This is a genomic window from Flagellimonas flava, from assembly GCF_050617915.1.
In the GTDB taxonomy this organism is placed as follows: Bacteria; Bacteroidota; Bacteroidia; order Flavobacteriales; family Flavobacteriaceae; genus Flagellimonas; species Flagellimonas flava_A.
In genome coordinates, this window is record NZ_JBODQE010000003.1 from 472,169 (window position 1) to 483,937 (window position 11,769).

Here is an 11,769-nt window from a genome sequence, read left to right on the forward strand (position 1 = left end):
TTTAAAAGTATTTGGCGGCTGTTTTATAAAGTTCTTTGGTGGTTACAATATGGTCTACCTTGTCCAAGCTATCAATAACTGCACTTGGCATTGCTTTGGCAAAAGCCTCTGTCGGATTTTGCACAATGACTTTTCCCTTTCTGTGGGATACGCATTTGGCACCGTCTGCACCATCCGAGTTGGCGCCACTAACAATTATGGCAATCAATCGATTCTTTAGGTTATATGAAAAGGATTCCAGGGATACATCTGCGGAAGGTCTGGAGAACATTACTTTTTCACTGAGATCCAAGCTCAAGGTCATGTCTTTTTCCAGCATACAGTGGTATCCCGCAGGGGCAATGTAAATGACTCCTGTTTCCAAAGGGATCCCATGTTCAATTGCTTTGACCACTACTTTGAGTTTTTGGTTCAAATATTTGACCAGCAAATCCTGGGAGCCTGTTTTTCTGTGCAGAATCACTACGATGGCGGCCCTCAGGTTTTTTTGGCTAACATGCATTAAAAACTTTTCCAACACCTCAATGGCGCCGGTAGAACCACAAAAAAGTACTACCTTGATTGTGCTAGGGCTATCTTTTTTTTCTATATATCTTGAGTTTGCCATTTACAATTTCCAGTTCATTTAAAACCGTTGAAAAAACTGCGCTCTCCTTCACTCCCAGAATCAGATAACCACGAGGTACAAGACTATCAATAAACAGGCGCAACACCTTGTTTTGCTGCTCTGTGGTCAGATAGATAAAAACATTGCGACACATGATCATGTGCATTTGATTGAAGGAAGTGCCATTGATTAGGTTATGCTTGGTAAATACCATATTCTTTCCCAATTCCCGGTTCATTTTTGCCTTGCCATAGTTGGCAACATAATAATCCGACAGGGACAAGGCTCCGCCCGCCCTGATATAATTGGCGGAATAGTCCTTCATTTCCTTCAGCTCATAAATTCCCTTTTTAGCTTGGGCCAGCACTTCGGAATTAATGTCCGTGCAATACTGCACTGTTCTTCCAAGTAGCTCATGTTCCTTAAGTAATATGGCAAGACTGAGGGGTTCTTGCCCTGTTGAGCATCCCGCATGCCAGATGTTGATCCTGGGATAGGTTTCCAGTACACTGAACACTTCGTCCTTGAGGAATTTGAACACTTCAAAATCCCTGAACATTTCTGTAGTATTTACCGAGATTTCGTTCAGTAACTCCTCATCACTCAATTGCTGATTGGCGAGATAGTACTTGAAAGCCGTAAAGGAGTCGCATGATTTTAGTTGCATTAGGCGCATTACCCGCCTGCGCAATGACTCCAGCGCATAGCCTGAAAAATCAATGCCATAAAGCTTGTCGGATAATTGTATAAAATCATCCAGTTCATTTTCTGATATTTCTAACAACGCTTCCATTAATTATATAGCCATACCCTCAACAGGGACATTAGTTTTTCCACATCCAAGGGTTTGGACATATAGTCACTTACCCCTGCTTCCAGACATTTTTCGCGGTCTCCTTTCATGGCCTTGGCGGTCAGTGCAATTATGGGAAGTTTGGTGTGCCCCAAGGCCCTAATTTTTTGAGTTGCCTCGTACCCGTCCATAACGGGCATCATGATATCCATAAGTACAGCATCAAATTCGCCGTTCTTTACTTCATCCACAGCTTCTGCACCGTTGGTGGCCACGGTTACCACTACTTCTGCCTCTTCCAAAACCGTTTCCAGGGCATAGATGTTCCTCATGTCATCGTCAACAATCAGAATCCTTTTTCCTTTTATGATGTCTTCTGACCCAAATTCCTTGGGGGGCAAGACTTGATAATCGGTTTGGGTGGCGTTGAGCATGTTCATGAAGAGTTCGGTTTCTTCAGAAAGACGGTCATAGGATTTTGTGGTCTTCAATACTACCGATGTGTCCTTGTGGCGCTCAATCTGTTTAAGCTCTTTTTTGGTCAGTTCGCGACCGGTAAATACAATGACCGGAACCTCTTTTTTCTGCATTTTTAGCTCACTCAGGAGTTCAATGCCATCTATATCAGGCAAGCCAAGGTCCAATACGACCAAATCGGGATGCTCAGTTTTGAACAACTTTCGGGCATCCTTGGCATTTTTCGCGGCAACGGCATCCAGTCGTTTGCTTTTGATCATTTCCTGCAACGCTTGATTGTTCAATTCATCATCTTCAATGATCAGTACTTTTTTAACATCAGTGGTTGCAATGGATTCTGAAATACGGGAAAAGGTTTGCTCTAGGGTATCAAGCGCAATGGGCTTCACCAAATATTCCACAGCTCCCATTTCCAGACCAAGTTTGGTCTTGTCAATACCAGAAATAACATGTACAGGAATGTGGGCGTGCGCTGCACTGGCCTTTAGTTTTTTCAGAACTGTCCAGCCATCCATTACAGGCAACTGCATATCTAGGATTATGGCCTTTGGGTTGTATACATCCACGTGTTGGAGGGCCTTGTCACCTTGATCGGTGACCACCACTTTGAAACCATTTTCCCTAGCTTGATCTAAAAGTACCTTGGCAAATTGAAGGTCATCTTCCACAACCAGTATGGTATTGTCACCTGCTAGTAACTGTTCGCGATCGTCTGCAATAACCGCTTCCAACTTCTTTCCTAGTGCTTTTTTCTTATTCCCCGATGTGGTTTTTTCATCCGCTTCTTGGGTTTCCAAAACCTTGGGGTCTTCCTGTTCGGTTGATTGTGCTTCGGGTTCCTTGTTCTCAGGAGTTGCTTGTTGAACTACTTTCGAACAGTCGAAGGGAAGGAACAGTGTGAAAACGGAACCTTTACCGACTTCACTTTCCACAAAAATTTCTCCACCTAAAAGCTTTACCAATTCTTTGGAAATGCTCAATCCTAGACCGGTTCCTCCATATTTTCTTTGTGTAGTGCCGTCCTCTTGTACAAATGCTTCAAAAACCGACCCCAATTTTTCTTTCGCTATTCCAATCCCGGTATCCGTCACAGAAATTTGCAACACCTGTTCTTGTTTCAAAAGGGAGAGACTTGTGAATTTAGGAAGTGTTTTGCGCTTTTTAAAGTCCAGGGTTACCGTGCCTTCTTCTTCGGTGAATTTGAAAGCATTGCTCAGTAAATTTTTGACCACTTGGTTAAGCCTTTGCTTATCCGTTGTAAAGGTCTCCGGAAGTGATTTGTCTATGTTCAGCACAAAATCGACCCCTTTGTCCTGTGCTATGGCAACAAAGGTTTTTTTACTTTCCTCGGCATATGCTCTAAGGTCTTCGGACTCAATTTCCAACTCAATTTTACCGGATTCCACTTTGGCTAGATCCAATACCTCATTGATCAAGCTTAGCAGGTCTTCTCCGGATTTATTGATGATTTGGGCAAACTCAATTTGTTTTTCAGTAAGGTTATCTGTTTTGTTGTCTTGCAGCAATTTGGAGAGAATGATGACGCTATTGAGGGGCGTTCTAAGCTCATGGGACATATTGGCCAAAAACTCCGATTTGTACCTACCACTTTTTTCAAGTTCTTCTGATTTGAGGACCAAAGCTGCTTGAGCCTGTTCCAGAGCCGCATTTTTTTCAACCGTGTAGAGATGTTGTTCTTCCAGTTGTTGTGCCTTCTCCTCCAATAGCACATTGGCTTTTTCCAATTCTTCCTGTTGTTGCCTCAGTTCTTCTTCCGAAGCCTGCAACTGGTTGGCCTGTTTGGTGAGTTCTTCATTGGAAACCCGCAATTCTTCTTCTTGGGCTTCCACAATCTCCTTTTGTTTTTGTACTTCGAACTGAATCTCTTTTTGTTCCGTGATGTCAACGGCTATTTTAAGGACTTTATAGGGTTGGCCCTCAACATCTAGAATGGGATTGTAAGACCCTTGAATCCAGATGGTTTTGTTGTCCTTTCCTCTGCGTTCAAATTCTCCTTGTTTAAACTCTCCTTGCTTTAGCTCCTTCCAGAACCCTTTGTATTCACTGGATTTGGAATAGGTATTGCCCACAAACATTTTGTGGTGTTTCCCCTGGATTTCATCCAAAGTGTATCCCATTAGATTAAGGAACAACTCGTTGGCAGAAAGTACGTGTCCGTCCAAATCAAATTCTATGGCTGCATTGGAACGGTTGATTGCGGAAATTTGATTGTTGATCTCAATGGAGAGTTCATCTGTTTTTATTTGTTGCTCTTTTTGTTTGGTGATGTCCACCGCAACTTTTAGCACTTTATAGGGCTCGCCCTCCACATCAAAGATGGGATTGTAAGACCCTTGTATCCAAACAGATTGCTTTTCCCTTCCCCTCCGTTCGAATTCTCCTTGTTTGAATTCACCTTTTTTGAGTTCTTTCCAAAACGATTTGTATTCTTTGGATTTGGCATACTCTGGTTCTACGAATATCTCGTGGTGTTTACCTTTTATCTCGTCCAAACTGTAGCCCATAAGGTCCAGAAAAAGGGAATTGGCCGTAAGGATGTTTCCGTCAAGATCAAATTCGATGGCTGCATTGGAACGATTGATTGCGGATATTTGATTGTTGATCTCAATGGACAGTTCCTCGGTTTTGGCCCTTTCAACCACACCTTTGATGATGATTCCAATGGAAGAACAGATTTCCTTCACAAACTCCTGTTGCGCTTCACTGAAAGTGCCCACGGTCCCAAACTCCATTACCCCGATAATTTCCCTGTTGTGTTTTATTGGAATTATGGTGATTTCCTTTGGGGTAGTCTTACCAGAACTGGAGTTCACCTCTATATAATCTTCTGGAACGTCCTTAATGATTATTTGCTCTCCCTCAAGGGCACATTGACCAACCAAACCTTCACCAAACTTTAAAGTTTCGGGAAGGTCTTTGGTATTTTTAAAAGCATAGCTCCCATATAGTTTTAGTTCGTCCGAATCACAATCAAAAAGCCCTTGGTTTAAATAAAAGGTACCCACGGAGGCCTCCAGTAGTTTGCTGATCACCCCGCTCAAGATGGCTGTAAGTGCATCAATGTCCTGAACCCCCTTGGTTACGTCATATACTTTGGAAACGGCTGTTTTAATCCAATGCTGTTTTTCAATTTCTTGGGTCCTTTTTTCAATTTCTTCCTGTTGCCGCGTCTCCTCAGACAGATCCCGCATAATGCCCGCAAGGGTAACCTCAGTCCCAATCTGGATTTCAGCAATTGAAACATTGATATTAAATAAGGTACCATCTTTTTTTCTGGCCAATACCTTTTGATCTTGGCCTATTAGCTTGGCATTTTTGTTGTTTTTACTGCAGTCCGTAGTGTCATTCGAATTATGGACGAAATCGTCTGAGAGTAACACATCAATGTGCTTTCCCTTAATTTCCTTCTCGGTATATTGGAATAAAGATTCGGCTGCAGGGTTGAAGGATTGTATAAACTGATTGCCATCCATAGTGAAGATGCACTCAGCTGCGGTTTTGATGATGGCCCTGTTTTGAGCAAAATGCGTACTGTCCCTTGCTGTTTTTTTTAGATTCCTAAAAACCAAAAGACCGGAAACCAACAGTATGGTGATTAAGCCAAGAATTGGCACCCAGTACATGGGCAAGAACTGGATATCATAACTGGATACAAGCCAGGTTATTGAGATTGAAGACAATAACATGGCCACTAGTGGTACAGCTGTCGATTTAAAAGTATTGGTAAACGTATCTTTTACTGTTTCCCTTATAATAGTTGCATTCATACGGATTATAAATAAAGACCACAATTAATGTAAGTGTTTACCTACAACGTATTTTTTGAACCATTTGTATGTATGGACTGGAAAGTTTTTGGATACTGAAGCCATCTTTCTGCGGATACAGCGCCAATATCCAGAACTTATGACCTTGGAGCCAGTGATTGAAGAGAAAGGCAAAACTTGTAAAAAATGCACAAAAAAAGCACCCTTTTCTAAGAGTGCTTTCCGTATCTACCACTTTGTGGTACCTCCAGGGTTTCCTTCAACAAGTTCGGGACAGGCTTCGATTCATTTTATTGCACAAAAAAAGCACCCTTTTCTAAGAGTGCTTTCTGTATCTACCACTTTGTGGTACCTCCAGGAATCGAACCAGGGACACACGGATTTTCAGTCCGTTGCTCTACCAACTGAGCTAAGGTACCTTCCACGCCTTTTGCAAAGGCGGGTGCAAATATAATTTCAAAATTAGGATATACAAACAAAAAGGGGAAAAAAGGCAGGTGTTTTTTTTCAATTTTCCATCTTTGCAATATGAACTTGGTCATCGACATTGGTAACACCCTTATAAAGTATGCTGTTTTTGAAAATAGCACCTTGTTGTTCGACCAAGCTTCCGAATCAAAGTTGTTTCTGTCCAAAGTAAAAGAACTCTTCGAGCAATTTCCCAAGATTAACCAAGCGTTAATATCTTCCGTAGGGAAGCTGGAGCATAAAGAATCCGATTTGCTTTCCCTTTTTTGCAAGGTACACGTGCTTTCCCATGATTCCAAAGTACCATTTAAAAATAGCTATGCCACCCCGCATACCCTTGGAATGGATCGTGTGGCCTTGGCCACCGCAGCCTTCTATAAAAATCCTAGGAAGAACACCCTGGTCGTGGATGCGGGAACCTGCATTACCTATGACATGATCAATGACTCAGGGGAGTATGTTGGAGGTGCCATTTCTCCCGGAATACGAATGCGATATAAGGCCATGAACAACCAAACGGCCGCGCTTCCGTTGTTGGAACCGGACGAAATTCTGGACTTTATTGGCAACTCCACCGAAACCAGCATGCACAGCGGTGTAATCAATGGGGTTTCACAAGAAATTGACGGAGTAATTGACCAGTACAGATCTCGCTTTCAAGATTTAACAGTTATTTTAACAGGAGGCGACTTCCATTTTTTTGCTAAACGGCTAAAAAATACCATATTTGCGAATTCTAAATTTCTCTTGGAGGGGCTAAACTACTTGCTGGAATACAACAAACGCTAGATGGTTAAGAAATTTTTGTTTGCATTATTTTGCGTAGCTGCACATGGCATTTTTGCGCAAAACGCCACCATATCACCTTACTCTTATTTTGGTATTGGGGACCTTAGGAACAGTGGTTCTGTGGAAAACCAAATGATGGGGAGAATAAGTTTATATGCGGATAGTATCCACTTAAACCTCAATAATCCAGCGGCTTATTCCAAGCTGAGGCTTACCACGTATACAGCAGGAATTTCCCGTAGCAGGTTCACGCTAAAGGACAGCCAGGAAAAACAGAACGCCAACGTCACCAATTTGGACTATTTGGCCATTGGTTTCCCTATCGGAAATAAAGTAGGGGCGGGATTTGGTATTATGCCATTGTCATCGGTAGGTTATGAACTAACGGATGAAACTACCAACAATGATGGTCAAGCCGTTACCAATGTATTCACGGGAGATGGTGGGTTAAACCGAATATTCTTCTCCATTGGATTTGAGCCAATTAAAAACTTGAGTATAGGGGTCACGGGAAATTTCAATTTTGGAACCTTGGAATATCAGCGTATCCAAAGTGTGGAAGGTGTTCAGTTTGGGACTTTGGACCGAAGGGAATCACGGATCAACGGATTGGATTTCAACTATGCGGCCACTTATACCCCAACCATTAAGAACAAGTATACCCTGTACACTTCTGTTTTGGTCAATACCCAGGGCAACCTTGCCTCGGAGAATTCAGCCAGATTGGGTTCGTTCTCCTTGGTCAATGGTCAGGAAATTGAGGTAATCGATGTGAACTTGCATGCAAACAACCTTAAAAATACGGAGCTGAAAATACCCACCAAAACTACCTTGGGTCTTGGTTTTGGAGAGAACAAGAAATGGTTTATTGGAGGGGAGTACAGTTTTCAACAGTTTAGTGATTTCAAGAATGACTTTCTGGGGATAGAAAATGTATCGTACCTGGACGCAAGCAGTTTTGCACTGGGTGGATATTGGGTGCCGGATTATAGAGCTTTGGGAGGATACCATAAAAGAGTTACCTATAGGGCAGGAGTTCGTTACGAAGTGAGCGGATTGGAAGTTAATGGGCAAGAGATCAATGATTTTGGCATAAATTTTGGATTTGGGTTACCGTTGGGCAATAGTTTCTCCAATGTCAACTTAGGATTTGAGCTTGGAAAACGAGGCACAACAGATGCGAACCTGATTGAAGAGGGCTACTTTAAAGTCAACGTTGGTCTGTCCTTAAATGACAAATGGTTCCTTAAAAGAAAAATAAATTGATGGGGATTTTATTTTGATATCTGCAAAATACCTGTGATATCTGCTCCTTTAAGATATTTTTTTCATGAAAATTTGTACATTAACCACTTTAAAATTAGTAAGATGACGAAGAAACACTACTTAACGATGATAGCGGTACTTATGTCGATGGGATTAAGTATGGCCCAAGCACAGAATCCAGAGTGCATGACCAATCTTTCCATTTATGCAGAGCACGCTAAGGTTAAAAATTATGACGCCGCGTACGAACCATGGAAAATGGTGTATGAAAGTTGCCCTGACATCAACAAGGCCAATTTCTCCTACGGCGAAAAAATACTTTCCCATAAAATCAAGAATTCTTCTGGGGCGGACAAAGATGGATATATCCAAGATTTGATGTCCCTTTACGATAATAGTCTAAAATTCTTCCCAACAAAGTTCTCCGTTGCAGGGGTGGCAATTGATAAAGCCCTTTTGATGTATGACAACAAAATGGCCTCTGATGCCCAATTGTATGAAATGTTGGATAAAGCGTTTAAGGAAGACCGAAAAAACTTCAAAAACCCGAAAGCCCTTTATCTTTATTTCTCGACATTGGTTGATTTGCATAAGGCCGGTTCCAAAGATCTTCAGGAGGTATTTGACAACTATGATGATGTAACCGAAAAAGTTGAAGCGGAAAACAAAAAGCTTACAGATGCACTGAGCAAATTGTTGGAAAAAGAAGATGCTGGTACGGCATTGACCTCCAAAGAAGGACGTCTTAAAAAGGTATATGAGACCAATTCCAAGTCTTATGGTCAAATTGCTTCCAGTATCGATACCAAATTAGGGGATTTGGCAAATTGCGAAAACTTGATTCCCCTTTACGAAAAGAATTATGACGCCAAGAAGGGTGATGTAAACTGGGTAAAACGAGCTGTTGGAAGAATGTTCTCCAAAGAATGTACGGACGATCCCATGTTTAGAAAATTATTTGAGGCCCAGTTGGCCTTGGATCCTTCTGCAGATGCCTATATGTATGGTGGCGTGCTGAAACAAAAAGCAGGGGATAACAGTGGTGCCATAGATGACTTTAACAAAGCTGTGGAATTGGAGACGGATCCATATAGAAAATCCAACATCCTTTACAAGATTGCTACTACGGTTAGAAGAAGTAGCAAATCCCAGGCAAGGAACTACGCCCAAAAAGCAATCAATGCCAATCCGGCCAATGGTAAGGCGTATTTGTTGATAGCCAATTTGTACGCTACAAGTGCAAATGCTTGTGGTAGCACTCCGTTTGAGAAAAGAGCAATTTATTGGAGAGCTGCGGAAATGGCCAGAAAAGCTGGCCGTGTAGATCCATCTTTGAGTGGACGTGCCAATCAATCTGCTTCAAGTTATACTGAAAGGGCTCCCACCAAAGAGATGATATTTAGTTCTGGAATGGCTGGTAAAACGGTTAGTTTCAGCTGCTGGGTTGGAGGTAGCGTAAGAGTACCTAATCTATAGTGTGATTCGAAAATCAAGAAATATTTTAAAGTGTTTTGCCACGGTTTTTACCGTGGCAATCCTTTTTATGTCCTGTGGGGACAACTATGAAAGGGTTGGGGAAGAAGCTGTAAAGCCAATTTATCCGCAAGGAATAGCACAAAATTTGACCCTCACCTACACCGAAACACCTGAAGAAATGGGAACCCAAGATCAAGATAGCTCACGGGTCATTGCCATTCTTACAAGTCCTGTATATGAGGACTTCGATAACCAAGTTTTTAAATTTCGTACCTTTCCTAGTGGACTCCAGGTGGACTTTTTTGATGATAGCAATCAGAAGAGTGTTATTACCGCGGATTATGGAATTGTGTATACCCAAACGGACCTGATTGACTTACAGGGCAATGTGGTTCTGGAAAGTCATGATGGGAAAAAATTGGAGGCACCACAAATGTTTTTTGACCGATCCAACAATTGGATATTTACAGAGGAGGAGTTCACTTTTACCAATCCTGAAGATGGTTCCATTATGAATGGGGAAGGAATGGATTTCAATAGAAACCGAAGTTATTTTAAGGCCCATAAGACCTTTGGTCTAATGACAATAAAAGAAAAAGAACTGGATGATTAAGATTTTAAGATATACCGAATACCTGTATTTGGCAGTTGCCATTGTTTCCATTTACAAGGTGGCCACCTTGTGGAGCATAGAGCCCAAAGAGACCTATATATTTATTTTTTTCGCGGTGGTCTCCATTGCCATGTTTCTTTTTAGGAGAAAGTACCGCAAACGCTTTGAGCAACGAAAACAAGATAACCAACAGTAATATTGTTTGGACCCTTCGCTGATCATAATAGTATTGTCTTTACTGTTTTCGGCTTTCTTTTCCGGAATGGAAATTGCGTTTGTTTCCGCCAACCGGATCCATATAGAAATTGAGAAAAAGCAGGAAGGTTTTTTTGCCAAGGTACTTACCTGGCTAACCGATAAACCATCCAAGTTTATTGCCACCATGCTCATAGGCAACAATATTGCTTTAGTGGTCTACGGGCTTTTTATGGGTGATATGCTAATGGAATGGTTTCAAACCCTGCTGCCCACAACAAGTGAGTTTCTGAACGCCATGCTGACAGATTTTAGCTTGCTGTCACAAACCATCATTTCCACTTTCATCATATTGATCACTGCTGAGTTTCTACCCAAGGTGCTCTTTCAGATTTATTCCAACACCTTACTGAAGTTCTTTGCCATTCCTGCATATTTCTTTTATGTACTGTTCTCTTTTATTTCTTGGTTTGTGATCAAAGTGTCGGATTTCATCTTACGGGTCTTTTTCAAGACCGATGGGGACGAGGTGCAACTGGCTTTTACCAAATTGGAACTTGGGGATTACATTACCGAACAAATGGAAACGGTGGAGGAAGAAGATGAAGTGGATTCAGAAATCCAGATTTTCCAGAAGGCCCTGGAATTTTCCAATGTAAAGGCAAGGGAGGCCATGGTTCCCAGAACCGAAATTATGGCGGTGGAGCTGGATGAGACTCCAAAGAATCTGGCCAAACTGTTTTCGGAAACGGGATATTCCAAAATCTTGGTCTATAATGAAAGCATAGATGAGATCATAGGTTATATACATTCCTATGAACTCTTCAAAAAGCCCAAAACCATTAAAAGTATTTTGCTTCCTGTGGAATTTGTCCCGGAAACCATGTTGATTCAGGATATCCTTAATGTACTTACCAAAAAAAGGAAGAGTATGGCAGTGGTCTTGGATGAATATGGGGGCACATCGGGCATCATGACTGTGGAAGACATCATAGAAGAACTGTTTGGGGAGATTGAGGATGAGCACGACAGCACAGACTTGCATGAAGAACAACTGAGCGAGAACGTTTACAAGTTCTCTGCCCGTCTGGAGGTGGACTACATCAACGAAAATTATAAGTTGGAACTCCCGGTAAGTGAGGAGTACGAAACATTGGGTGGACTAATCATGAATGGAACGGGAGAGATTCCGGAACAAGATTCGGAGGTGAAAATCGATAATTTCTTATTCAAGATATTGGAAGTGTCCAATACCAAAATCGATTTGGTGAACCTACAGGTTTTCCCTGAAGATTAA

At 41.8% G+C, this 11,769-nt stretch carries 9 protein-coding genes and 1 tRNA gene; 6 read left to right on the forward strand and 4 right to left on the reverse strand.

The window, feature by feature from the left end:
* Position 1: 1 nt before the first annotated feature.
* From ACRHOZ_RS10755 to ACRHOZ_RS10770, 4 genes are all read right to left on the reverse strand, one after another.
* A complete protein-coding gene (locus ACRHOZ_RS10755; RefSeq protein WP_431125492.1) occupies positions 2-607 on the reverse strand; it encodes a chemotaxis protein CheB in 606 nt (201 codons plus the stop codon).
* Positions 573-1,400, reverse strand: a complete 828-nt coding sequence (locus ACRHOZ_RS10760) for a CheR family methyltransferase (protein WP_431125494.1) — start codon at positions 1,398-1,400, stop codon at positions 573-575. The genes ACRHOZ_RS10755 and ACRHOZ_RS10760 overlap by 35 nt, the downstream gene beginning before the upstream one ends.
* Positions 1,400-5,665, reverse strand: coding sequence for a response regulator (locus ACRHOZ_RS10765; RefSeq protein WP_431125496.1), 4,266 nt, complete (start codon positions 5,663-5,665; stop codon positions 1,400-1,402). Before ACRHOZ_RS10765 ends, ACRHOZ_RS10760 begins: the two co-directional genes overlap by 1 nt.
* A gap of 346 nt (positions 5,666-6,011) precedes the next feature.
* A tRNA-Phe gene (locus ACRHOZ_RS10770) sits at positions 6,012-6,084 on the reverse strand.
* A gap of 109 nt (positions 6,085-6,193) precedes the next feature.
* On the opposite strand from ACRHOZ_RS10770, the gene ACRHOZ_RS10775 reads away from it, so the two are divergent.
* From ACRHOZ_RS10775 to ACRHOZ_RS10800, 6 genes are all read left to right on the forward strand, one after another.
* A complete protein-coding gene (locus ACRHOZ_RS10775; protein WP_431125498.1) occupies positions 6,194-6,922 on the forward strand; it encodes a type III pantothenate kinase in 729 nt (242 codons plus the stop codon).
* The gene (locus tag ACRHOZ_RS10780; RefSeq protein ID WP_431125500.1) at positions 6,923-8,188 is read left to right on the forward strand and encodes a hypothetical protein; all 1,266 of its coding nucleotides are present in this window, start codon (positions 6,923-6,925) and stop codon (positions 8,186-8,188) included.
* A 102-nt stretch (positions 8,189-8,290) separates the two neighbouring features.
* Entirely contained in the window at positions 8,291-9,664 is a 1,374-nt protein-coding gene (locus tag ACRHOZ_RS10785) for a tetratricopeptide repeat protein (protein ID WP_431125502.1), read from the forward strand.
* A 1-nt stretch (position 9,665) separates the two neighbouring features.
* Positions 9,666-10,277: an LPS export ABC transporter periplasmic protein LptC gene (gene lptC, locus ACRHOZ_RS10790; RefSeq protein ID WP_431125504.1), complete on the forward strand. Its 612-nt coding sequence runs from the start codon at positions 9,666-9,668 to the stop codon at positions 10,275-10,277.
* On the forward strand, positions 10,270-10,473 hold the full coding sequence (locus ACRHOZ_RS10795; protein WP_431125506.1) for a hypothetical protein: 204 nt from the start codon (positions 10,270-10,272) through the stop codon (positions 10,471-10,473). The genes lptC and ACRHOZ_RS10795 overlap by 8 nt, the downstream gene beginning before the upstream one ends.
* Positions 10,474-10,479: 6 nt before the next feature.
* Positions 10,480-11,769 carry a hemolysin family protein gene (locus ACRHOZ_RS10800; RefSeq protein ID WP_431125507.1) on the forward strand — a complete coding sequence of 430 codons (1,290 nt, stop codon included), beginning with the start codon at positions 10,480-10,482 and terminating at the stop codon, positions 11,767-11,769.

Excerpts from the sequence above, each read along its gene's own strand:
- ACRHOZ_RS10755 (WP_431125492.1), bottom strand. The coding sequence starts at position 607 with ATGGCAAACTCAAGATATATAGAAAAAAAAGATAGCCCTAGCACAATC.
- ACRHOZ_RS10760 (WP_431125494.1), bottom strand. The coding sequence starts at position 1,400 with ATGGAAGCGTTGTTAGAAATATCAGAAAATGAACTGGATGATTTTATA.
- ACRHOZ_RS10765 (WP_431125496.1), bottom strand. The coding sequence starts at position 5,665 with ATGAATGCAACTATTATAAGGGAAACAGTAAAAGATACGTTTACCAAT.
- ACRHOZ_RS10775 (WP_431125498.1), top strand. The coding sequence starts at position 6,194 with ATGAACTTGGTCATCGACATTGGTAACACCCTTATAAAGTATGCTGTT.
- ACRHOZ_RS10780 (WP_431125500.1), top strand. The coding sequence starts at position 6,923 with ATGGTTAAGAAATTTTTGTTTGCATTATTTTGCGTAGCTGCACATGGC.
- ACRHOZ_RS10785 (WP_431125502.1), top strand. The coding sequence starts at position 8,291 with ATGACGAAGAAACACTACTTAACGATGATAGCGGTACTTATGTCGATG.
- ACRHOZ_RS10795 (WP_431125506.1), top strand. The coding sequence starts at position 10,270 with ATGATTAAGATTTTAAGATATACCGAATACCTGTATTTGGCAGTTGCC.